Annotated in this window: 19 protein-coding genes; 9 read left to right on the top strand and 10 right to left on the bottom strand. The window is 72.7% G+C overall.

Annotated elements, in window-relative coordinates:
* Nucleotides 1–50: 50 nt before the first annotated feature.
* Entirely contained in the window at nucleotides 51–959 is a 909-nt protein-coding gene (locus ACN9MM_RS12995; RefSeq protein ID WP_426363773.1) for a helix-turn-helix domain-containing protein, read from the top strand.
* Here ACN9MM_RS12995 and ACN9MM_RS12990 read toward each other — a convergent pair.
* On the bottom strand, nucleotides 929–2,368 hold the full coding sequence (locus tag ACN9MM_RS12990) for an MFS transporter (RefSeq protein ID WP_426363772.1): 1,440 nt from the start codon (nucleotides 2,366–2,368) through the stop codon (nucleotides 929–931). The two genes, ACN9MM_RS12995 and ACN9MM_RS12990, sit on opposite strands and share 31 nt — an antisense overlap.
* 52 nt (nucleotides 2,369–2,420) lie before the next feature.
* On the opposite strand from ACN9MM_RS12990, the gene dusB reads away from it, so the two are divergent.
* The 3 genes from dusB to ACN9MM_RS12975 all read left to right on the top strand — a co-directional run bounded on the left by dusB (nucleotide 2,421) and on the right by ACN9MM_RS12975 (nucleotide 8,258).
* Nucleotides 2,421–3,557 (top strand): tRNA dihydrouridine synthase DusB, encoded by a 1,137-nt coding sequence (dusB, locus tag ACN9MM_RS12985; RefSeq protein ID WP_426363771.1) that lies wholly within the window; start codon nucleotides 2,421–2,423, stop codon nucleotides 3,555–3,557.
* Between the two features lie 356 nt (nucleotides 3,558–3,913).
* Nucleotides 3,914–6,625 (top strand): pyruvate, phosphate dikinase, encoded by a 2,712-nt coding sequence (gene ppdK / locus ACN9MM_RS12980; RefSeq protein WP_426363770.1) that lies wholly within the window; start codon nucleotides 3,914–3,916, stop codon nucleotides 6,623–6,625.
* A gap of 598 nt (nucleotides 6,626–7,223) precedes the next feature.
* Complete coding sequence (locus ACN9MM_RS12975; RefSeq protein WP_426363769.1) at nucleotides 7,224–8,258, top strand: helix-turn-helix domain-containing protein; 1,035 nt, start codon at nucleotides 7,224–7,226, stop codon at nucleotides 8,256–8,258.
* A 19-nt stretch (nucleotides 8,259–8,277) separates the two neighbouring features.
* On the opposite strand, the gene ACN9MM_RS12970 is transcribed toward ACN9MM_RS12975, so the two are convergent.
* A complete protein-coding gene (locus ACN9MM_RS12970) occupies nucleotides 8,278–9,435 on the bottom strand; it encodes a PhoX family protein (protein WP_426363768.1) in 1,158 nt (385 codons plus the stop codon).
* 220 nt (nucleotides 9,436–9,655) lie between these two features.
* Between ACN9MM_RS12970 and ACN9MM_RS12965 the strand changes: the two genes are divergently transcribed.
* Both ACN9MM_RS12965 and ACN9MM_RS12960 read left to right on the top strand, forming a co-directional pair.
* Nucleotides 9,656–10,099, top strand: a complete 444-nt coding sequence (locus tag ACN9MM_RS12965; RefSeq protein ID WP_426363767.1) for a group III truncated hemoglobin — start codon at nucleotides 9,656–9,658, stop codon at nucleotides 10,097–10,099.
* Nucleotides 10,100–10,188: 89 nt separating this feature from the next.
* Complete coding sequence (locus tag ACN9MM_RS12960) at nucleotides 10,189–10,602, top strand: VOC family protein (RefSeq protein WP_426363766.1); 414 nt, start codon at nucleotides 10,189–10,191, stop codon at nucleotides 10,600–10,602.
* 16 nt (nucleotides 10,603–10,618) lie between these two features.
* On the opposite strand, the gene ACN9MM_RS12955 is transcribed toward ACN9MM_RS12960, so the two are convergent.
* The 6 genes from ACN9MM_RS12955 to ACN9MM_RS12930 all read right to left on the bottom strand — a co-directional run bounded on the left by ACN9MM_RS12955 (nucleotide 10,619) and on the right by ACN9MM_RS12930 (nucleotide 17,621).
* The gene (locus tag ACN9MM_RS12955) at nucleotides 10,619–11,383 is read right to left on the bottom strand and encodes an SDR family NAD(P)-dependent oxidoreductase (protein WP_426363765.1); all 765 of its coding nucleotides are present in this window, start codon (nucleotides 11,381–11,383) and stop codon (nucleotides 10,619–10,621) included.
* A 21-nt stretch (nucleotides 11,384–11,404) separates the two neighbouring features.
* A complete protein-coding gene (locus tag ACN9MM_RS12950; protein WP_426363764.1) occupies nucleotides 11,405–12,787 on the bottom strand; it encodes an MFS transporter in 1,383 nt (460 codons plus the stop codon).
* Between the two features lie 86 nt (nucleotides 12,788–12,873).
* Nucleotides 12,874–13,458 (bottom strand): TetR/AcrR family transcriptional regulator, encoded by a 585-nt coding sequence (locus ACN9MM_RS12945; protein WP_382856262.1) that lies wholly within the window; start codon nucleotides 13,456–13,458, stop codon nucleotides 12,874–12,876.
* Nucleotides 13,459–13,495: 37 nt separating this feature from the next.
* Nucleotides 13,496–13,843, bottom strand: coding sequence for a nitrite reductase small subunit NirD (gene nirD, locus ACN9MM_RS12940; RefSeq protein ID WP_426363763.1), 348 nt, complete (start codon nucleotides 13,841–13,843; stop codon nucleotides 13,496–13,498).
* The gene (gene nirB, locus ACN9MM_RS12935) at nucleotides 13,840–16,359 is read right to left on the bottom strand and encodes a nitrite reductase large subunit NirB (protein ID WP_426363762.1); all 2,520 of its coding nucleotides are present in this window, start codon (nucleotides 16,357–16,359) and stop codon (nucleotides 13,840–13,842) included. Before nirB ends, nirD begins: the two co-directional genes overlap by 4 nt.
* On the bottom strand, nucleotides 16,356–17,621 hold the full coding sequence (locus ACN9MM_RS12930) for an NAD(P)/FAD-dependent oxidoreductase (RefSeq protein ID WP_426363761.1): 1,266 nt from the start codon (nucleotides 17,619–17,621) through the stop codon (nucleotides 16,356–16,358). The genes nirB and ACN9MM_RS12930 overlap by 4 nt, the downstream gene beginning before the upstream one ends.
* Before the next feature lie 173 nt (nucleotides 17,622–17,794).
* Between ACN9MM_RS12930 and ACN9MM_RS12925 the strand changes: the two genes are divergently transcribed.
* Genes ACN9MM_RS12925 through ACN9MM_RS12915 form a run of 3 tightly spaced genes read left to right on the top strand, consistent with a single transcriptional unit; the run spans nucleotide 17,795 to nucleotide 20,205 of the window.
* Entirely contained in the window at nucleotides 17,795–19,201 is a 1,407-nt protein-coding gene (locus tag ACN9MM_RS12925) for a ferredoxin reductase family protein (RefSeq protein WP_426363760.1), read from the top strand.
* On the top strand, nucleotides 19,194–19,382 hold the full coding sequence (locus ACN9MM_RS12920; protein ID WP_426363759.1) for a hypothetical protein: 189 nt from the start codon (nucleotides 19,194–19,196) through the stop codon (nucleotides 19,380–19,382). Before ACN9MM_RS12925 ends, ACN9MM_RS12920 begins: the two co-directional genes overlap by 8 nt.
* 37 nt (nucleotides 19,383–19,419) lie before the next feature.
* Entirely contained in the window at nucleotides 19,420–20,205 is a 786-nt protein-coding gene (locus ACN9MM_RS12915; protein ID WP_426363758.1) for a sulfite exporter TauE/SafE family protein, read from the top strand.
* A 4-nt stretch (nucleotides 20,206–20,209) separates the two neighbouring features.
* On the opposite strand, the gene ACN9MM_RS12910 is transcribed toward ACN9MM_RS12915, so the two are convergent.
* Nucleotides 20,210–20,827, bottom strand: a complete 618-nt coding sequence (locus ACN9MM_RS12910) for a class F sortase (RefSeq protein ID WP_382856283.1) — start codon at nucleotides 20,825–20,827, stop codon at nucleotides 20,210–20,212.
* 97 nt (nucleotides 20,828–20,924) lie between these two features.
* Entirely contained in the window at nucleotides 20,925–21,476 is a 552-nt protein-coding gene (locus ACN9MM_RS12905; RefSeq protein WP_426363757.1) for a hypothetical protein, read from the bottom strand.
* Nucleotides 21,477–21,591: the final 115 nt, after the last annotated feature.

The following is a 21,591-nucleotide window of genomic DNA, read 5'->3' as shown; positions in this document are numbered from 1 at the left end:
GGTACAAGCACTACCTGGAAACGGGCTGACCGCCCCGGCACCCTGGAGGCATGACCGTCATGGCGATCAGCGGACCCGAGGCGCGCACCGAGCAGGACGTACGGCGGCACGAGCTCGCCGCCTTCCTGCGCAGCCGCCGCGAGCGCATCACCCCCGAGCAGGCCGGCCTGCCGAGGGGCCGGCGCCGCCGCACCCCCGGCCTGCGCCGCGAGGAGGTCGCGCACCTCTCCGCCGTCGGCGTCACCTGGTACACCTGGCTCGAACAGGCCCGCGACATCCAGGTCTCCCCGCAGGTCCTCGACGCCCTCGCCGGAGCCCTCCTGCTCGACCCGACCGAACGCAGCCACCTCTTCGCCCTCGCCGGGGCCGCCGACCCGCACCCCGAGGCGCCCTGCGCCGCCGTCACGCCCACCCTGCGCCGGCTGCTCGACCAGCTGGAGCCCGTGCCCGCCGCGATCCAGAACAGCCGGTACGACTTCCTCGCCCACAACCGCACCTTCGGCCGGCTCTTCTGCGACCTCGACGCGCTGCCCCGCGAGGACCGCAACTCCCTCTGGCTGGCCTTCACGAACGAGGACTTCCGCGCCTCGGTCACCGACCTGCCCGAGGTCACGCGCGCGCTCGCCGGGAAGCTCCGCGCCGCGATGGCCGAGCACCTGGCCGAACCCGCCTGGAAGGAGCTCGTACGGCGCCTCGAAGAGGCCTCGCCCGAGTTCCGGGAGATCTGGGCCCGGCACGAGGTGGTCGCCCCCGGCGGCCGGGTGAAGGTCATCCGCAACGCGCGCGTGGGGCTGCTGAGCTTCGAGCACACCAACCTCTGGCTCGGCCCGAACGCCGGGACGCACCTCGTCACGTACGTCCCCGTGGACGACGCCACCCAGGCCGGCGTCGCCCGCCTCCTCGACCTGGTGGTCCAGGAGCGGGAGGCTCACGAGGCGGACGCCCTGGCCGTGGCCTGAGGCCCCTCCCGCTCCTCCTCCGGCGCCAGGCACCGCGCCGTCCGCTCCGCCGTGCGCCGCGCCCACGGTCCGCTGGTCAGCGCCCCGACCACCAGCACGGCGAACCCGCAGCCCGTGATGATCCAGTAGCCCGGGCCGGCCGCCGCCACGAACGCCTCCGCGTCCGGCACGGCGCCGACCCCCGCCGCCAGGACCGTGCCGATCACCGCCACGCCCAGCGTCTGCCCCACCTGGCGGCTCGTCGAGGCCACCGCGGCCGCCACCCCGGCCTGCGCGCGGGGCATCCCGGAGACGGCGGTGTTGGTGATCGGGGCGTTCACCAGGCCGAAGCCGATGCCGAAGACCACGTACCCGGTGAAGAGCAGCGGATCGCTGGTCTCGGCGGAGAAGGCCGCGAAGAGCAGCGGCCCCGCCGTCATCGCCGCCCCCGCGAGCAGCAGCGAGGGACGCGGCCCGCGCGCCGCCGTGAGGCGTCCCGACAGCGGGGCGAAGACGAAGGTCATGCCGGCCATCGGCAGCATCCAGAGCCCGGCGTCGAGCGGGGAGAGCCCGCGCACGTCCTGGAGGTACAGCGTGTTCAGGAAGAGGAAGCCGCCGAGCGAGGCGAACGCGCAGACGGCGATGACGGTGGCCCCGCTGAAGGGCGCGCTGCGGAAGAACCGCAGGTCGATGAGGGGCTCGCGGCGGCGGGGCTCGTAGAACAGGAGGCCGGCGAGGGCGACGGCCGCGAACCCGGCGAAGAGCGGGTCGGTCTCGATGATCGCGTACGTGACCGAGGCGAGGAGCGCCGTCACCAGGAGCTGCCCGACGGGGTCGGGGCGCCGGGGCCGGGGCGCGCGGGACTCGGGGACGTACCGCAGGGTCAGGAGCAGGGCGACGAGGGCGACCGGCAGGTTCACCCAGAAGATCGACCGCCAGCCGACCGACTGGACCAGCACACCGCCCACCAGCGGCCCGGCGGCCATGGAGACGCCGACGACCCCGCCCCAGACCCCGATGGCACGCGCGCGTGCGGCCGGTTCCGTGAAGGTGTTGGTGATGATCGACATGGCGACCGGGTTCAGCATCGAGCCGCCCACGGCCTGGACCGCCCGGAAGGCGATCAGGGCCTCCAGGTTCGGCGCCAGGGAGCAGAGCAGCGAGCCCAGAGCGAAGACGGCCAGGCCGGTGACGAAGACCTTGCGGCGGCCGATCCGGTCGGCGGTGGAGCCCGCGAGCATCAGCAGGGAGGCGAGGACCAGGGTGTAGGCGTCGATCGTCCACTGCATGCCGGCGACGGTGGCGCCGAGATCCTCGCGCATGGCGGGCAGGGCGACGTTCAGCGCGGTGTTGTCCAGACTGACGATGAGCAGGCTCATGCAGCAGATCGCGAGGACGACGAGGCGGTGGCCGCGTGTGAGCTCTGGCATGTGCGGATCGTATGGCTGTCTAAGAAACTCCGCAGTGCGGGACAATGGCCGAATGACCGCGTTCACCCCTCTCGCCATCGGGCCGCACATCGTGCAGCCGCCGGTGGTGCTCGCCCCCATGGCCGGCATCACCAACGCCCCCTTCCGTACCCTCTGCCGTGAGTTCAGCGGCGGCAAGGGGCTGTTCGTGAGCGAGATGATCACGACGCGCGCCCTGGTCGAGCGCAACGAGAAGACGATGCAGCTCATCCGCTTCGACGAGACGGAGCAGCCGCGCTCGATCCAGCTGTACGGCGTGGATCCCGTGACGGTCGGCAAGGCCGTGCGGATGATCGTCGACGAGGACCTGGCCGACCACATCGACCTGAACTTCGGCTGCCCGGTCCCCAAGGTGACCCGGAAGGGCGGCGGCTCGGCCCTGCCCTACAAGCGGCCGCTGCTGCGGGCGATCCTCAACGAGGCCGTGGGCAACGCGGGCGACCTGCCCGTCACGATGAAGATGCGCAAGGGCATCGACGACGACCACATCACCTATCTCGACGCGGGCCGGATCGCCGTCGAGGAGGGTGTCACCGCCATCGCCCTGCACGGCAGGACCGCCGCCCAGCACTACGGCGGCACGGCCGACTGGGACGCGATCGCGCGGCTCAAGGAGCACGTGCCGGAGATCCCGGTGCTCGGCAACGGCGACATCTGGTCGGCCGACGACGCCCTGCGGATGATGCGGGAGACGGGCTGCGACGGCGTCGTCGTGGGCCGCGGCTGCCTGGGCCGCCCCTGGCTCTTCGGGGACCTGGTGGCGGGCTTCGAGGGCACCGGAACGTACGCCCAGCCGGGTCTGCGCGTGGTCGCGGACGCGATGGTGCGGCACGCGCGGCTGCTCGGGGAGTGGCTCGGCGACGAGGCACGCGGTGTCATCGACTTCCGCAAGCACGTGGCCTGGTACCTGAAGGGCTTCGCGGTCGGCTCCGAGATGCGCAAGAAGCTCGCCATCACCTCCTCCCTGGACGAGCTGCGCGCTCAGTTGAGCGAGCTCGACCTGGACCAGCCGTGGCCGGTGGGTGCGGACGGCCCCCGGGGCCGTACGTCCGGAAACAACCGAGTTGTCCTGCCGGACGGCTGGTTGAAGGACCCCTACGACTGCTCCGGGGTGAGCGAGGACGCCGAGCTGGACACGTCCGGCGGCTGAGATCCGGCCCTTCTGGGGGAGTGATCCTCGCCACCCTTGAGGGGGGTACTGCTCAGATGAGCAGGTTACGGATAGCTGCACAGCCTGAAGGGGTGGCACTGAGTGCCACCCCTTTTGCGTTCAAGAGTTGAACGCAAGTGCTCGATTGGGCGCTCATGTGAGCGTTTAGGTGCTGGATTCGGCCATGTGGCCTTCGGGGCGTGAAATCGGAATCTTCGGATCGGTAACTTTCGAAGTGCTGGCGGACGGGTGGTTAAGACCGCGTGACCGGTAGGCGTACCTCCCCAGAAGCCTTCGATCTGGGTATGTTCCTCGCCGTCAGGGCAGCCAACCGAGTCATCGAGGAGTCGGGACCCGTGTCGGAAAACAATGATCAGAAGTTCGTCTACGACTTCACCGAGGGCAACAGGGACCTGAAGGACCTGCTCGGTGGCAAGGGCGCCAACCTCGCCGAGATGACCAACCTCGGCCTCCCGGTGCCTCCGGGCTTCACGATCACCACCGAGGCGTGCAAGGTCTACCTCGAGAGCGGTTCGGAGCCGGTCGAGCTCCGCGACGAGGTCAGCGCGCACCTCGACGCCCTCGAGCAGCAGATGGGCAAGAAGCTCGGCCAGGCCGACGACCCGCTTCTCGTCTCGGTCCGCTCGGGCGCCAAGTTCTCCATGCCGGGCATGATGGACACCGTCCTCAACATCGGCCTCTCCGACGAGTCGGTGACCGGCCTCGCCCGCCAGGCCGACAACGAGCGCTTCGCGTGGGACTCGTACCGCCGGCTCATCCAGATGTTCGGCAAGACCGTCCTCGGCGTCGAGGGCGAGCTCTTCGAGGACGCCCTCGACGAGGCCAAGGCCGCGAAGAAGGTCGCCAGCGACACCGACCTGGACGCCGCCGACCTCAAGAAGGTCGTCAAGCACTTCAAGAAGATCGTGAAGGCCGCGACCGGCCGCGACTTCCCGCAGGACCCGCGCGAGCAGATGGACCTCGCCATCGAAGCCGTCTTCAACTCCTGGAACACGGACCGCGCCAAGCTGTACCGCCGCCAGGAGCGCATCCCGGGCGACCTCGGCACCGCCGTCAACGTCTGCTCGATGGTCTTCGGCAACCTCGGCCCGGACTCCGGCACCGGCGTCGCCTTCACCCGCGACCCCGCCTCCGGCCACGCCGGCGTCTACGGCGACTACCTGCAGAACGCGCAGGGCGAGGACGTCGTCGCCGGTATCCGCAACACCGTGCCGCTGGCCGACCTCGAGTCGATCGACAAGAAGTCGTACGACCAGCTCATGCACATCATGAACACGCTGGAGACCCACTACAAGGATCTCTGCGACATCGAGTTCACCATCGAGCGCGGCCAGCTCTGGATGCTTCAGACCCGGGTCGGCAAGCGCACCGCCGGTGCCGCCTTCCGCATCGCCACGCAGCTCGTGGACCAGGGCCTGATCGACGAGGCCGAGGCGCTCCAGCGCGTCACCGGCGCCCAGCTCGCCCAGCTGATGTTCCCCAAGTTCGACGAGGACGCCAAGGTCGAGCAGATCGGCCGCGGCATCGCCGCCTCCCCGGGCGCCGCCGTCGGCAAGGCCGTCTTCGACTCGTACACGGCCGTCAAGTGGTCCCGCTCCGGCGAGAAGGTCATCCTGATCCGCCGCGAGACCAACCCGGACGACCTGGACGGCATGATCGCCGCCGAGGGCATCCTCACCTCCCGCGGCGGCAAGACCTCGCACGCCGCCGTCGTCGCCCGCGGCATGGGCAAGACCTGTGTCTGCGGCGCCGAGGAGCTGGAGGTCGACACCAAGCGCCGCCGGATGACCACGGCCGACGGCCAGGTCGTCGAGGAGGGCGACGTCGTCTCCATCGACGGCTCCACCGGCAAGGTCTACCTCGGTGAGGTACCCGTCGTACCGTCCCCGGTCGTCGAGTACTTCGAGGGCCGCATGCACGCCGGCGCCGACGACGCCGACGAGCTCGTCGGCGCCGTGCACCGGATCATGGCCTACGCCGACCGCGTCCGCCGCCTCCGGGTCCGCGCCAACGCCGACAACGCCGAGGACGCCTCGCGCGCCCGCCGCTTCGGCGCCCAGGGCATCGGCCTGTGCCGCACCGAGCACATGTTCCTCGGCGAGCGCCGCCAGTACGTCGAGCGCCTCATCCTGGCCGACACGGACGCCGAGCGCGAGGAGTCGCTGAAGGCGCTGCTCCCGCTGCAGAAGCAGGACTTCATCGAGCTCTTCGAGGCCATGGACGGGCTGCCCGTCACGGTCCGCCTGCTCGACCCGCCGCTGCACGAGTTCCTGCCCGACATCACCGAGCTGTCGGTGCGCGTCGCCCTCGCCGAGTCCCGCAAGGAGCCGCACGAGAACGACCTGCGCCTGCTCCAGGCCGTGCACCGGCTGCACGAGCAGAACCCGATGCTGGGTCTGCGCGGTGTCCGTCTCGGCCTGGTCATCCCCGGCCTGTTCACCATGCAGGTCCGGGCGATCGCGGAGGCCGCGGCCCACCGCATCGACGCCAAGGGCGACCCGCGCGCCGAGATCATGATCCCGCTCGTCGGCACCGTCCAGGAGCTGGAGATCGTCCGCGAGGAGGCCGAGCAGGTCATCGCCGAGGTCCGGGCGCAGACCGGCGTGGACCTGAAGCTCGCGCTCGGCACCATGATCGAGCTGCCGCGCGCCGCCGTGACCGCCGGTCAGATCGCCGAGGCCGCGGAGTTCTTCTCCTTCGGCACCAACGACCTGACACAGACGGTGTGGGGCTTCTCCCGCGACGACGTGGAGGCCTCGTTCTTCACCGCGTACCTGGAGAAGGGCATCTTCGGCGTCAGCCCCTTCGAGACCATCGACAAGGACGGTGTCGGCGCGCTCGTGCGCAGCGCCGTCGAGGCCGGCCGCGCCACCCGCCCCGACATCAAGCTCGGTGTCTGCGGCGAGCACGGCGGCGACCCGGAGTCGGTGCACTTCTTCCACGAGGTCGGCCTCGACTACGTCTCCTGCTCGCCCTTCCGGATCCCGGTGGCGCGCCTGGAGGCCGGCCGCGCGGCGGCCGAGGCCAAGGGCAGCGACAGCCGCTGAGCCTGCTGAACCCCGGTTCAGCAGCGGCCTCCGAGCCTGCTGAACCGGGGGTCAGGAGCGGCGGTCGGGCCCTCCTGAACCCCGGTTCAGCAGCGGTTTCACACCACCGGGGCCGCCGTCGGTCACCTCTTGACCCTCACCGACGGGCGGCGGCCCCGGATTCACAAAAAGAGACGGGACGGACACCTTTGTGCGGAGGTGTCCGTCCCGTTGTTTGTTCGTTTGTTTGTCGAGCTGATGTGAGTCAATGTTCAATTGCGGCCGATTGAATTATTGGGCATTGAACTTGTTGGATTCATCGCCGCAAAGAACGGAGCGGGCGCGACCCCCGGATCCCCACCCGGAGGCCGCGCCCTTTACCGATGCCGGGCAGGTGAGCCGCAACCTCGCCGACCGCCGCCGGACGGGCAAAGCCCCCCACGGTCTTCACCACGTCACCTCGGTCCTGAAGGTTTCCTGCCCGACCCGTACAGCTTTTCGGTTCCGCCCTGATTGCCGCGATGCCTTTCAACTGTGGCTGAAACACCCTGGTAACGTGCAGTGATGCTGTGCATACTCGTCGTCGGGGGTGGTTGCGAGTGCACAGGTGGGGACGTTCATGCTGCGGATTCATTTCACCGGAAACGACTTGGCGGGGGTGCGGACGGCCGCCCGGCCGGACGTTCTGTGGGAAACGATTCTGAGCTTTCACCGTTTAAGGGACCGGCGCGGCCCCGTCGTCTACGGGGAATGGCGCGCCGACGCCCGGATGCGGCTCGGCGGCGAGACCCGGCTGCTCGCCGCGCTCGTCCCCAGCCGCGGATATTTTCCCGACTTCCTGACGCCCGCGGAGGGCGTCCACGGGCTCGACGAGGGCCTCCAGGCCATCCGCGCCACCGAGCAGGGACGGCTGCGCGGCGAGCTCTCGCTGCTCGCCGCCGACCGGTCCGGCGGCCGGACCGTGCCCCACTCGCTGCGCGCCCTCGCGGACGGCGGCGCGGAGCCCTTCGACCGGCTCGTGGGCGCCCTGCGGAGCTACCACCGGGCCGCCGTCGAGCCCTACTGGCCGCACATCCGGGCCCGCGTCGAGGCCGACCGGGCCCGCCGCGGCCGGGCCCTCCTGGACGGCGGGGCCGAGGAACTGCTCGCCTCGCTGCCGCCGATGCTGCGCTGGCGCGCGCCCGTCCTGGAGGCCGACTACCCGGTCGACCGGGACGTCCACCTCGACGGGCGGGGGCTGCTGCTCCAGCCCTCGTTCTTCTGCCGGGGGACCCCGGTGGTGCTGCGCGACCCCGCGCTGCCGCCGGTCCTCGTCTACCCCGTCACGCACGGCGAGACGCCGACCGTCCGCGCGCCGGGCGGCTCCTCGCTGGCCAAGCTCGTCGGCCAGACCCGCTCGGCCGTCCTGCACGCCATCGGGGACGGCGGGACGACCAGCGAGCTGGCCCGCAGGGCCGGGGTGTCCCTCGCCTCGGCCAGCCAGCACGCGGGCGTGCTGCGCGAGGCCGGGCTCATCGCGACCCTCCGCCACGGCAACGCGGTCCTGCACACCCTGACGCCGCTGGGCGCCGCCCTGCTCGGCGGCGCCCAGCGCCAGGTGGACCTGCGCTGCTACACGCGGAGCTACGCCCGGAACGGGCCGGTCACCTCGTAGCCACGCGCGGAGCCGGCGGCTACGCGCGGAACGGGCCCTTCACCTCGTACGTGATGCCGCCCGAGGAGCTGCCGCTCGTGCCGCGCTGGCTGGAGAAGTACAGCCGCGTGCCGTCGGGGGAGAAGGCCGGTCCGGTGATCTCGGAGCCGGACTGGCCGGTGATCCGCAGGAACGGCGCGACGACGTCGTCCGGCGTGATCACGCAGATCTCCATGTTCCCGCCGTCCTCGGCGACGAACAGGTCGCCGGAGGAGCTGCCGGTGATGTTGTCGACGCCGGTCAGCGGGGCGCCGCCGCCCGTCACCAGCGAGTCGTCGTAGGCCAGCTGGTACGTGCCGGCCGCGAGGTTCACCTGCCAGACGCGGTTGTCGCCCTTGGTGGTGAACCAGACGGTGTCGTCCGCGTAGTGGCAGCCCTCGCCGCCGTTGAAGCGCTTGGCGCCGGAGACCTGGCTGCGGGTGGTGGCCGGGGAGCCGTCCGGGTCCGGCACGTTCTGCCAGGTGAAGGCGCCGGAGGCGGCGGTGCCGGCCTTGAAGACCTGGAGGGTGCCGGAGGAGAGGTCGCCCCAGGTGGTGGGGACGAAGCGGTAGAAGCAGCCGTCCGTCTCGTCCTCGGTCAGGTAGACCACCTGGCGGACCGGGTCGGCGGCCGCCGCCTCGTGCTTGAACCGGCCCATCGCGTCCCGCCGGGTGGCGGTGCCGCCCCACGGATTCGTCTCGTAGACGTAGCCGAGGGACACCTCCTCGCAGGACAGCCAGGTGTTCCACGGGGTCTTGCCGCCCGCGCAGTTCTGGCGGGTGCCGGAGAGGATGCGGTACGCGCCGGTGATCACGCCCGCCGCGTCGAAGCGCACCGCGCTCGCGCCGCCGCTCGGGTTGATCTCCGAGTTCGAGACGTAGATCCATCCGGTGCCGTCGGCGAAGCAGGCGCCGCCGTCCGGGGCGCTGTGCCAGGCGTACGAGGTGCCGGTCACGGTCTGGCCGGACCGGGCGATCACCCGGCTGGTGAACCCGGCCGGCAGCTGGATGCCGTTCGCGTCCGCCGCGGCGAGCGCCCCGTAGGGGCCTGCGCCGGGCTGGGCGGGGGCGGCGAAGGCCGCGCTCTGCCACAGGCTGCCGCCGAAGGCGGCGGCCGAGGTGCCGATGACCGCTCCACGCAGGAAACTGCGTCGCTCCACGTCTCACTCCTGAGAGGGTGGGAACCGCCCCGCCGCACCGGTCGGGCGACGGGGTCGCGCGCTTCCGGAACCTAGAGGTACGGAATTGACCGGGCGTCAACGAGCGGTGAAGGGCAGACGGGCGCTCGCTGTCGGTGCGGGGCGCTCCACCGCCGGACGGCCGGCGGGCGGGGACCTTCGGCACTGGGCGCCGGACCCGGGGCGGGGGACACTGGGGAGCATGCGCGAGACCCCCGACATCCGTGATCGTCACGACCTCGACGTGCTGCTGCGGCGGTTCTACGGTGCCGCCTTCGCCGACCCGCTGATCGGGCCCTTCTTCACGCAGATCGCCGGGACCGACCTGGAGGCCCACCTGCCGCGCATCGCCGGCTTCTGGGAGCGCGCCCTCCTCCGTACCGCCGGCTACGGCCGTGACGCCTTCGCCCCGCACGCCGCCCTCCACACCGCCCGGCCGCTCACCGCCGCCCACTTCGGCCGCTGGGTGCAGCTCTGGCACGCGAGCGTCGACGGGCTCCACAGCGGGCCCCGGGCCGAGCGCGCCAAGGCGCAGGGCGAGCGGATCGCCGTCGCCATGCTGAAGCGGCTGGGCGACGGGTCGACGGAGGGCACCGGCGGCGGTTTCGTCCCGCTGGCGGCCCTGGAGCTGCGCTCGGTCGTCTGAGCGAAAAGAATCCTCGGGAGAGCGATGAGTTCCGAGGGGCAGGCCCGTCTTACCTCTCGACAGCACCGCACGAGAGAGAAGAGAGCGCCATGGCCCCGCAGATGATCTTCGTGAACCTGCCCGTCAAGGACGTCGACGCCAGCAAGGCCTTCTTCGAGAAGCTCGGCTACTCCTCGAACCCGCAGTTCAGCGACGAGACCACCGCCTGTGTGGTCTTCAGCGACACGATCTTCGCGATGCTCCTCGAAGAGCCCAAGTTCAAGTCGTTCATGGCGCCGGGCAAGGAGATCTCCGACGCGACCAGGTCCTCCGAGGTCCTGGTCACGCTGAGCGCCGAGAGCCGGGAGGAGTGCGACCGGCTCGCCGACGCCGCCCTCGCGGCCGGCGGCTCCCCGGCGAAGGAGCCGCTGGAGATGGGCTTCATGTACGGCCGCTCCTTCGCCGACCTGGACGGCCACCACTGGGAGGTCTTCTGGATGGACCCGGCGGCCGTCCAGGGCTGAGCGCCCGGAGCCGTACTCAGGCCGAGACGCCGCCGTCGATCACCAGGTCCGTGCCGACGGCGGAGCCCGCGTCGTCCGACGCGAGGTACAGCACCGCCGCCGCCACCTCGGCCGCCGACGAGATGCGGCCGAGGGGCGACTGCTCCTTCATCCGGACCTCCCGCTCGGCCTCGCTCTCGCCGGGCCGGAGCGACATCGTGGACTCCGCGGCGCCGGGGCTGACCGCGTTGATCCGGACCCCGTCCCCGATGTGGTCCAGGGCCGCGGCCCGGGTGATCGCGGAGACCGCGGCCTTCGAGACCTGGTAGCCGAAGAGCCCGGGGATCCGGACGTGCGGGCCCAGGTTGGACGCGATGTTCACGATGGCCCCGCCGCCGTTCGCCCGCATGTGGGCGACCTCGGCCTGGAGCGCGTGCAGCACGCCCGTGACGTTGATGTCGAGCAGCGTCTGCCAGTCCTCCAGGGGGAGGTCCGCGGCGCTGTGGCCGCCGCCCCGGAAGACCCCGGCGTTGTTCACGGCCACGTCCAGGCCGCCGAACAGCCCGACCGTGCGCCGCACCAGCTCCCGGGTGGACCCGGCGCTCGCCACGTCGGCGGTGACCGCGGCGGCGGTGCCCCCGGCGGCCTCGATCAGGGCGACCGTCCCGTACAGGGACTCCGCCGTACGGCCGGCGACGACGACCTTCGCGCCCTCGGCGGCGAAGGCGAGCGCGATGGCCCGGCCCAGACCGGAACCGGCGCCGGTGACGAGGACGGTGCGGTCGGTGAAGCGTGCGGACATGAGTGACTCCCCTGTGTCTTCTCAGTGGGTACGGATCATGGCGGCGGCGAGGACGGTGAACAGGACGGCCGCGGCCGCCAGCGACACCGCGTCGCCGCCGAGGGTGAGCAGGGCGGCGAAGAGCACGGTCGGCCCGAGCTCCATCGCCGTGTTCAGGACGCCTCCCGCGAGGCCCGCGCGGTGCGCCGGGACCCCGTCGGTGGCGAGGACGGCGGCACCCGCGAAGGACAGGGCGCCGCCGGCGGGCAGCAGGACCAGGCCGGGCAGCAGTCCGTACGCGTACGGGGCGGAGGTGTCGAAACCGGTCGCGGCGAGCAGCGCGAGCCCGGCGGCGGCCGTACCGAGCCCGGCGGCGGTCACCCGCCCGGGGCCGTACCGTCCGATCAGCGGGCCCGCGAGCCGGCCCGAGCCGAGCAGGGCGACCGCGAAGGGCACGAACGCGCCGGAGGTGAGCAGCGCGGACCAGCCGCGGCGCTGCTGGAGTGCGAGGGACAGCAGGACGAACACCGTGGCCGTGCCGGCCGCCGTGAGCCCGATCGCCGCGAGGCCCAGGACGCGGCGGCCGTCGCGCAGGAAGTCCGGCGGCAGGAGCGGGTCGGGGGTCCGCCGCTCGACGGCCCCGAAGGCGGCGAGCAGGACGAGGCCGGCGAGGAGCGGCACGAGGACCGGGGCGGAGCCCCAGGGGTGGGCGTCGGTGAGGACGAGCCCGTAACTGGCGAGCGTGATCCCGGCGGTGGCGAGCAGCGCGCCGGGCAGGTCGAGGGCGCGGCGGGCCCCGGGCGCGGTGTGGCCGGCGGACGGCTCGGTCGCCGGCAGCAGCCTCGGCGCCAGGAGCAGGGCCGTCGCCGTCACGGCCAGCGGGACCGCGAAGGTGGCGCGCCAGGAGGTGGCCGCCACGACGACCCCGGAGAGCAGGTTCCCCGCGGTCGCGCCGAGCACGGAGAGCCCGCCCCAGGTGGCCATCGCCCTGCCGTACGCGGCGGGTTCGGGGTGCAGCGCCCGCAGTACCGCCATCGCGGCCGGGGCGACGAGCGCCGCGCCGACGCCCTGCCCGAACCGGGCGGCGAGCAGCGTCCCGTAACCGGGGGCGAGCGGCGCGAGGGCGGAGGCGGCGCCGAAGACGAGGAGTCCGGCGGTGAGGGCCCGGCGTCCGGCGGAACGGTCCGCGAGCCGGCCGCCGAGGAGCAGCAGTCCGGCGAACGTCAGCCCGTAGGCGGCGCTCAGCAGGATCAGTTCGGCGCGGTCGAGCCGGAACTCGGCGCCGATGCGGGGGAGCGGCACGGCGAGGGAGGCGAGCGTGAAGATGAGCGTCATCTGGACGGCTCCGAGCAGGAGGAAGCCGTGGCGGGCGGGCCGGGGGCGGCCCGTTGCCCCGGGCCGCTCCCGCAGTCCTGTCGTCGCCATCCCAGCCCCCTGAATCCGTTCTGAACTTGACCGTTCATTCCATAATGCGCGCCGAAGAAAGGGCGCCCCCCGTGGGCGCCCGTTCCTCAGTCCAGCAGTCCCAGCGCCTGCTCCGCCGCGTCCAGGACCCTGCCCGGGTCGCTCGACGCCTTCCCGACCACCCGGATGCCCTGGAGCAGGACGAGCAGCATCCGCGCGAGCGCCTTCGGGTCGCGGTCGGCCGGGAGCTCGCCCCCGGCGCGGGCCCGGGCGAGCGCGCCGTGCAGGAGCGTCTCGATCTGCTCCCAGCTCAGCTCGACCCGGCGCGCGACCACGGTGTCGTGCGGTCCCAGCTCCGCCGCCGAGTTGGTGACGAAACAGCCGTTCAGGCGCTCCCCGTCCGCCGCCGCCTCGGCGGCGAAGCGGCGGACGAGCGCCCGCACGGCCGGCAGGGCCGGGCCCGGCGCGGACAGCTCCTCCACCATCCCCGGCTCGCGGGTCTCCAGGTAGCGGTCCATCGCCTTCAGGTACAGCTCGTGCTTGTTCCCGAAGGTCGCGTAGATGCTGGCGCGGCCGATGCCGAGGTGCTCCACGAGGTCCGACATCGTCGTCGCCTCGTAGCCGCGCGCCCAGAACAGTTCGAGCGCTGCCTGGAGCGCGGCCTCCGGATCGAATTCCTTGGTCCTGGCCACGAGAAGACCGTACGGCTATCTGGAACGAGCGGTCAAGTTACTTCTCCGTTGACGCCGGCCCGGACCGGACCGGATACACCGCCACCGCGACCTCCTCGTCGTCCAGGCACCGGCCCGTCTCCAGATCGAAACGCTGCTTCAGGAGCGGCGACGCCACGAACGGCCGCCCGTCCGCCGAGCCGACGAGCCCCCGGGACAGCACCTGCGCCCCCGTGAAGGGATCGCGGTTGTCGATCGCGTACGTCCGGCCCGACCGGTCCCGGAAGACCGCCGCCTGCCGGCCGTCCGGCAGCAGCGCCGCCACACCCCGGCCGGGCGTCAGCCGGGCCTCCTCGCAGACCGCCATCCAGGCGTCGGGGGACAGGGAGAGTTCGAGCGTCGTCATCGGGAGGTGGCTCCTTCCAGGTTGCCGATCGTGAGGATCGTGAGGTCGGGCTTGATCTGGTCGCGCTCCGGCACGAACCGCACCGACGGGTCCGGCGCCCCCGGCGCGTTCACGAAGGAGACGAAGCGCCGCAGCCGCTCCGGGTCGTCCAGGGTCTCGGCCCACTCGTCCCGGTAGCCGGCCACGTGCGCGGCCATCAGCGCCTCCAGCTCGTCGCAGAGGCCCAGTGAGTCGTGCACCACCACGTCCCTGAGGTGGTCGAGCCCGCCCTCCAGGCGCTCCAGCCAGGTCGACGTCCGCTCCAGACGGTCCGCCGTCCGGATGTAGAACATCAGGAACCGGTCGATCAGCCGCACCAGTTCCGCGTCCGACAGGTCCTGCGCGAGGAGGTCCGCGTGGCGCGGGGTCGCGCCGCCGTTCCCGCCGACGTACAGGTTCCAGCCGTTCGCCGTCGCGATGATCCCGAAGTCCTTCGACTGCGCCTCCGCGCACTCGCGGGCGCAGCCCGAGACCGCCGACTTCAGCTTGTGCGGGGCGCGCAGGCCCCGGTAGCGCAGTTCGAGGCCGATCGCCATCCGCACCGAGTCCTGGACGCCGTAGCGGCACCAGGTCTGCCCGACACAGGACTTCACCGTGCGCAGCGCCTTGCCGTACGCGTGCCCCGACTCGAAGCCCGCGTCGACGAGCCGCGTCCAGATCGACGGCAGCTGGTCCACCCGGGCGCCGAAGAGGTCGATCCGCTGACCGCCGGTGATCTTCGTGTAGAGCCCGAAGTCCCGGGCCACCTCGCCGATCACGATCAGCTTGTCCGGGGTGATCTCGCCGCCGGGGATGCGCGGCACCACCGAATAGGAGCCGTTGCGCTGCATGTTGGCGAGGAAGTGGTCGTTGGTGTCCTGGAGGGACGCCTGCTCGCCGTCCAGGATGTAGCCGTTGTTGAGGCTCGCCAGGATCGAGCCGACCGTCGGCTTGCAGACCTCGCAGCCCTCACCGCCCCGCGCCTCCTCCCGCCCGTGCGAGTCGAGCAGGGCGGCGAAGGAGGTCAGCCGCAGGGTGCGGGCGATCTCGTACAGCTCGCTCCGGGTGTACGAGAAGCAGCCGCAGAGCCCCTTGTCGGTCGCGGCCGGCAGCAGCTTCTCGATCACCTTCACGCAACTGCCGCAACCCGTACCGGCTTTGGTGCACTTCTTCACCTCGGGCAGGCTCGTGCACTGACCGATCGCGTGCTTCGTGACGTTGTGGCAGGAGCAGATCACCGCGTCGTCCGGCAGCGCGGACGGGCCGAGCGCCACCGGGGCGCCCGCGCCCGCCGGGAGCACCAGCTGCTCGGGCGAGACCGGCGGCACGGAACCGGTGAGCGGGCGCAGCAGCCCGTACTGCTCGGCGTCACCGACCAGGACACCGCCGAGCAGCACCCCGTCACCGGAGACGACCAGCTTCTTGTAGACGCCCGAGCGGGAGTCGGAGTACACGACGTCGAGGCAGCCCTCGGCCGTCCCGTGCGCGTCGCCGAACGAGGCCACGTCCACCCCGAGGAGCTTCAGCTTCGTCGACATGTCGGCGCCCGTGAAGCCGTCCCCGGCCTCCTCCCCGGCGATCACCGCCGCCGCCGTCTGCGCCATCTCGTAGCCCGGCGCCACCAGGCCGTACACCCGGCCGTCCACCGCCAGCGCGCACTCGCCGATCGCGAAGACCGCCGGGTCGGAGGTCCGGCACAGCTCGTCCACGGCGATGCCGCCGCGCTCACCCACGTCCAGGCCGCAGTCGCGGGCCAGCTGGTCCCGGGGGCGTACACCCGCCGAGAACACGACCATGTCCGTGGCCAGTTCGGAACCGTCCGACAGCCGCATGCCCGTCACGGCGCCGTCCGCCGTCACGACCTCCTGCGTGCCCGTCCCGGTGTGGACCGCCAGGCCCATCCGCTCGATCGTACGGAGCAGGGCCGTGCCGCCGCCCTCGTCGACCTGCACCGGCATCAGCCGCGGCGCGAACTCCACGACGTGCGTGTCGAGCCCGAGGCCCTTGAGCGCGCCCGCCGCCTCCAGGCCGAGGAGCCCGCCGCCGACGACCGCGCCGGTCGTCGCCGTCTTCGCGTACTCCTCGATCGCCAGCAGGTCCTCGATCGTGCGGTAGACGAAACAGCCGCGGGCGTCCTTGCCGGGCACGGGCGGCACGAAGGGGTACGAGCCGGTCGCGAGCACGAGCGAGTCGTACGCGAAGACCCGCCCCGAGCGGGCCGTGACCGTCCGCGCCTCCCGGTCGACCGTCTCGGCCGGGTCGCCCACGTACAGCTCGATGCCGTGCTTCGTGAGGAAACCGTCCTCGACCATCGACAGGTCGTCGGGCGTCTTCCCGGAGAAGTACGAGGTCAGCTGTACACGGTCGTAGGCCGGACGCGGCTCCTCGCAGAGGACCACGATCCTGGCCCGCTCGGTGACGCCACGGTCGGCGAGCGCCTCCAGGAACCGCTGGCCGACCATTCCGTGGCCGACCAGGACGATGGTGGGGGTGGTCATGAGGGGCCTCCGTCGTGGGTGAGCAGGTGGATCAGGGGGGCCTCGTCGGGCAGGGCCTCGTCGCCCTCCCAGGCCCGGGCGAGCGCGCCGACCGCGGCCAGGTCGCCGAGGAGGACGCCCCCGACGAGCCGGTCACCGCGGACGACGACCTTGCGGTAGGCGCTGCGCGTGGAGTCACTGAGCTCGACGACGTCGTCGCCGGGCCCGGCCGTCACCTGCCCGAAGGCGGCGAGGTCCAGTGGGCTGGGGCCGGTGAGGGTGAGCCGGGTGAGGGCGCGGGTACCGGTGTACCGCGCGGTGGGCGGTCGCCCTCCTGCCGTGGGCATGCGTTCCGCCCCGGCGGAACGATCGCCCGCACGGAGGTGGGCGGAGGTCTCCGCGAGCAGCCGGTCCGACAGGACGTCCGCCTGGTCCAGGGCCGGGCCCGCCAGGCCGTACACGCGGCCCGCGTGCTCCGCGCAGTCGCCGATCGCGTGGATCAGGGGGTCCGACGTCCGCAGCTCGTCGTCGACCACGATCCCCGTCGCGACGGACAGCCCCGCCTCCCGCGCCAGGGCCACCCGGGGACGGACCCCGCACGCCAGGACCACGACCCGCGCGTCGAGGACGAAGCCGTCGGCGAGTTCGACCGCCGTGACCGCCCCGTCCCGCTGCCGCAGACCGCTCACCCGGCACTCGGTGTGCACCTCGACCCCGAGGGCCTCGACGTGCTCCCGGAGCAGCGCCGAGGCCCGCTCGTCGAGCTGCCGTTCCATCAGGCGCTCGCCCTGCTGGGTGAGGACCACGTCCGCGCCCCGCTCGGCGAGAGCCCGCGCGGCGGAGACCCCGAGGAGCCCGCCGCCGACGACCACGGCCCGCACCCCGGGCCGTACGAGGGCGCGCAGCGACAGGCAGTCGTCGAGGGTGCGGAAGGGATGGACGCCGGACGGGAGGGCCGCTCCGCGCAGCCCGCGCAGCGGCGGGAGGACCGGGTTGGAGCCGGTGGCCAGGACCAGCCGGTCGTAGCCGACGCGCGAGCCGTCCGCGCACTCCACGGTCCGGGCCGCCCGGTCGATCCGTACCGCCCGCGTCCCGAGCCGCACCGGCTCCCGGGCCCCGGGCAGGGCGATGACCTCGGGGGCGTACCGTCCGGCGAGGACGTCGGCGAGGAGCACCCTGTTGTACGGGGCGTGGGTCTCCTCGCCGAGGAGGGTGACAGGCAGGCGCTGGGCGAGCCGGGCGCCCGCCGTTCCGCCCCCGACCACCACGATCCGTGTACTCATACCGGAAGGGTGCGGGGCGGGTGTTACCCGTCGGCATCCCGGCTGTTTCCCGTACGGAACGCTGATCTCCGTCCGGGGCGGGGCGCGCTGTGAGGCCCTCCGGATTAACGCGCGGTCAGTCTCGGCTCAAGGCCGCCTTAAGGAGGCCGTTTCCGTATACGGGCCGCCCTAGGGTGCCGGACGTGACCACCGAGGCCAGCCACCCCCTCTACTCCCCTCTGCCCGTCGAGCTGTCCGAGCGACCCCCGGCCGAGCTCCCGCCCGCGCCCGTCCTGCGGTTCGCCCCCGAGCGGCTGCGGAACGGGATCGCCGCCGGCGCCGGGGCCGTCGCGCTCCTGTGGGGCGTCCAGGCCCGGCCCTCCGCCCGCCTCGACGCGTTCTTCGCGACCGGCGCCCACCTCACCGGCCTCCTCGCCGGGTACGGCGTCCTCGTCCTGCTGCTGCTCATGGCCCGCGTCCCGGCCGTCGAGCACGGCGTCGGCGCCGACCGGCTCGCCCGCTGGCACGCCCTCGGCGGCCGGTACGTCCTCGGTCTGATCGGCGCCCACGCCCTCCTCGCCCTCTGCGGCTACGCGGTGCACACCCGTACCGACCTCGTCACCGCCACCGGCGACCTCCTCGCCTACGGGGCGATCGCCGCCGCCACCGCCGGCACCGGCCTCTTCGTCGCCGTCGGCGTCACCTCCGCCCGGGCCGTCCGCCGCCGGGTCCGCCACGAGACCTGGCGGGCGGTCCACCTCGGCGCCCTCCTCGCCGCCGCGCTCGGCTTCGTCCACCAGCTCGCCGGCCCCGACCTCGCGGGCGGGCTCCTCACCCGCTGGCTCTGGTCGATGGCCCACGGCACCGTCGCCGTCCTCCTCGTCTGGTACCGGCTCGTCGTCCCCGTCCGGGCCGCCCTCCGCCACGACCTGCGGGTCGCCGAGGTCCGCGACGAGGGCCCCGGGGTCGTCTCCGTCCTCGTCCGGGGCAGGGGAGTGGCCCACCTGCGCGCCGAGCCCGGCCAGTTCTTCCGCTGGCGCTTCCTGCGGCGCGGGCTCTGGGCGACCGCCCTGCCGTTCTCGCTCTCCGCGCCCGTCCGGGACGACACCCTGCGGATCACCGTGAAGGCGCTCGGCGACCACACCCGCCGCATCCGCAGGCTCCGCCCCGGCACCCGGGTCCTCGCCGCCGGCCCCTTCGGCGCGTTCACCGCCCACCTCCGCACCCGCCGCAAGGTCCTGCTGCTCGCCGGCGGGGTCGGCATCACCCCGCTGCGCGCCCTCTTCGAGACCCTGCCCGGGGCGCCCGGCGACGTGACGCTCCTCTACCGGGCCTCGGACGAGACCGGGCTCGTCCTGCGCGCCGAGCTGGAGACCATCGCCCGGGAGCGGCAGGCCGCCCTGCACTTCCTGCTCGGCCCCTCGGACGGCGCCTTCGACCCGCTGGCGCCCCGCGCGCTGCGCCACCTCGTGCCCGATCTCGCCACCCACGACGTCTATCTGTGCGGACCGCCCGCGATGTCCCGCGCCGCGACCGCCTCCCTGCTCAGGGCCGGGGTCCCGGCCTCCCGCATCCACAGCGAGGACTTCGACCATGCCTAGACACAGCGCGCCCCGCAGCAGCGTGGAGTCCGCCCGGAAACGGCTCGCCGCGGCGCTCCTCGGCACCGGGGCGCTCGCCGGGGCCCTGCTCACGGCCGTCGTCACCCCGGCGGCCCCGCCCGCCCCCGACCGGGAACCGGGGGCCGCAAGCTCAGAACTGGCTCAATCATCAGGAGATTGATGGACGGGGCAACGATCGCGTCCCTAGGCTCACGGCCATGCCCGACATCTCGCTGACCACCCTTGTCCTGCTCTGCCTCGCCGCGCTCGTGGCGGGCTGGATCGACGCCGTGGTGGGCGGTGGCGGGCTGCTCCAGCTGCCCGCGCTGCTGCTCGGGCTGCCGCACGTGCCGGCCGCGCACATCCTCGGTACGAACAAGGCCGTCTCCATCGTGGGCACCACCGGGGCCGCGATCACCTACGTCCGCAAGGCGCCCGTGCGGGTGTGGACGGCGGTGCGCATCGGGTTCGCGGCGCTCGCCGGGTCCATGGCGGGTGCCTTCTTCGCGGCCGGGATCAGCAGTGAGGTGCTGCGTCCGGTGATCATGGTGGTGCTGCTCGCGGTCGCGGCCTTCGTGATGCTGCGGCCCTCCTTCGGCGCGAAGGCCGAGGGGGAGGACCGGGCGCCGCTGACCCGGGCGCGGATCGTGACCGCGATCGTGCTCGTCGGCGGTGGCATCGGCTTCTACGACGGCCTGTTCGGGCCCGGTACGGGGACCTTCCTGGTCCTCGCCCTGACCGCCGTGCTCCACCTGGATCTGGTGACCGCCTCCGCCACCGCGAAGATCGTCAACGTCTGCACCAACGCGGGCGCGCTCGCCATGTTCGCGTACCAGGGCACCGTGTACTGGCAGCTCGCGGCCGTCATGGCCGTCTTCAACCTGGTCGGCGGGACGGTCGGGGCCCGGATGGCGCTGAGCAGGGGCGCCGAGTTCGTCCGCGGGGTGCTGCTCGTCGTGGTGCTGTCGCTGGTCGCGAAGCTGGCCTTCGACCAGTGGGCCTGACGCGCTACCTCACCCCGATGAGGTGGCCGAAGGCGACCACGTTGCCCTGGTAGCCGTTCTTCTTCGAGAAGCCGCCCCCGCAGGTGATCACCCGGATCTCGGCCCGGCCGGCCTCCGCGTACACCTTGCGGTCCGGGAAGTCCTTGTTGTCGTACACCTCGATCGCGTCGACCGTGAAGACGGCGGTCCGTCCGTCCGCCCGGTCCACCTCGATCCGGTGGCCCTTCTTCAGGGCGCCCAGGGTGTAGAAGACGGCCGGCCCGTCGGCGTTGTCGACGTGGCCCGCGACGATCGCGGTGCCCTTCGCGCCGGGCGTGGTGCCGTCCCCGTACCAGCCGGCCATGTTCCGGTCGGCGGCCGGCGGCACGTCGAGCGCCCCGTTCGCCGCGAGGCCGAGCCGCATCACGGGGGCGTCCACGTCCGTCTCGGGGATCCGCAGCCGGACCGGCACCGAGGGCGGCAGCGGGTCGGCGGCGGCGTCGGTGTGCACGCTCGGCCCGGCGGCGAAGGCCTGCGCGGCCGACGGCACGGGCGGGGTGACGTTCTCCGAGCCGTTCTGGACGAGCCAGAGTCCGACGCAGGCGGCCGCGGCTATGCCCCAGCCCTTGCTCCTGTTGCTCACCCGGTCTCCCTCGGTCGCCCCGGTCGTTCCACGGATGTGGCCCTGCCCCCGCCGGGCCGTGTTCGGGCGCGCGGCGGGGGCAGGACAGGCGGTGGTCTCAGTGGCTCCGCGCGCCGCTCGCCCGGCGCCGCATGAGCCAGACACCGCCGACGGCAGACGCGGCCAGCACCGCCGCGCCCGCCGTGATCTGGGCGGTGTCGGGGCCGACGCTGCCCCCGACACCGGTCTGGACGTGACCGCTCGGACTCCGGTGCTTGACGGTCAGGTCGCCCCGGGCCGTCTTGCCGTTGTCGCAGGCCACGCTGATCCAGTAGGAACCGGCCTTCGCGTGCTCCGGCACCCTGAACTGTCCGACCACGACCTCCTTGTGCGTGCTCGGGCTCAGCTGGAACTCGCCCGCGCCGAGCGAGTTCGCGTCCCCGACGCCGTGCCCGTGCTTGCCGCAGGCTTCCGTGTTCACGGTGACGGTCTCGCCCGGGGACACGGACGACGGGAAGATCTCCAGGGATCCGCGGCTCCCGCTCGACTCGTGGCTCTCGCTGTTCCACTCGTTGCCGTCGCCGCTCGCGTGGGCGGAGGGGGCGCCGAACGCGCCGATCGCGACGACCGCCAGTGCGGTACCGGTGAACAGGCGGGCAGTGGTGCGCATGGGGTCCTCCGGGGCGCGCGAGCGGTCATACCGGCTGGTCCTCCCGGGAGGGACGTCCCGGAGCCGGACCTTCTAAGACCGAGATAAGAGCCGCGCCGCCCGCCCCGCCTGCTGA

It is taken from the genome of Streptomyces sp. E-08, assembly GCF_049913095.1.
In the GTDB taxonomy this organism is placed as follows: Bacteria; Actinomycetota; Actinomycetes; order Streptomycetales; family Streptomycetaceae; genus Streptomyces.
Note: the sequence above shows the minus strand (reverse complement) of the source record. Positions and strands in the feature narration are given on the sequence as shown.

Excerpts from the sequence above, each read along its gene's own strand:
- ACN9MM_RS12975 (WP_426363769.1), top strand. The coding sequence starts at position 7,224 with ATGCTGCGGATTCATTTCACCGGAAACGACTTGGCGGGGGTGCGGACG.
- ACN9MM_RS12955 (WP_426363765.1), bottom strand. The coding sequence starts at position 11,383 with ATGTCCGCACGCTTCACCGACCGCACCGTCCTCGTCACCGGCGCCGGT.
- ACN9MM_RS12995 (WP_426363773.1), top strand. The coding sequence starts at position 51 with ATGACCGTCATGGCGATCAGCGGACCCGAGGCGCGCACCGAGCAGGAC.
- ACN9MM_RS12915 (WP_426363758.1), top strand. The coding sequence starts at position 19,420 with ATGCCCGACATCTCGCTGACCACCCTTGTCCTGCTCTGCCTCGCCGCG.
- nirB (WP_426363762.1), bottom strand. The coding sequence starts at position 16,359 with ATGACCACCCCCACCATCGTCCTGGTCGGCCACGGAATGGTCGGCCAG.
- ACN9MM_RS12920 (WP_426363759.1), top strand. The coding sequence starts at position 19,194 with ATGCCTAGACACAGCGCGCCCCGCAGCAGCGTGGAGTCCGCCCGGAAA.
- ACN9MM_RS12905 (WP_426363757.1), bottom strand. The coding sequence starts at position 21,476 with ATGCGCACCACTGCCCGCCTGTTCACCGGTACCGCACTGGCGGTCGTC.
- ACN9MM_RS12950 (WP_426363764.1), bottom strand. The coding sequence starts at position 12,787 with ATGGCGACGACAGGACTGCGGGAGCGGCCCGGGGCAACGGGCCGCCCC.
- ACN9MM_RS12965 (WP_426363767.1), top strand. The coding sequence starts at position 9,656 with ATGCGCGAGACCCCCGACATCCGTGATCGTCACGACCTCGACGTGCTG.
- ACN9MM_RS12960 (WP_426363766.1), top strand. The coding sequence starts at position 10,189 with ATGGCCCCGCAGATGATCTTCGTGAACCTGCCCGTCAAGGACGTCGAC.
- dusB (WP_426363771.1), top strand. The coding sequence starts at position 2,421 with ATGACCGCGTTCACCCCTCTCGCCATCGGGCCGCACATCGTGCAGCCG.
- ACN9MM_RS12990 (WP_426363772.1), bottom strand. The coding sequence starts at position 2,368 with ATGCCAGAGCTCACACGCGGCCACCGCCTCGTCGTCCTCGCGATCTGC.
- ACN9MM_RS12930 (WP_426363761.1), bottom strand. The coding sequence starts at position 17,621 with ATGAGTACACGGATCGTGGTGGTCGGGGGCGGAACGGCGGGCGCCCGG.
- nirD (WP_426363763.1), bottom strand. The coding sequence starts at position 13,843 with ATGACGACGCTCGAACTCTCCCTGTCCCCCGACGCCTGGATGGCGGTC.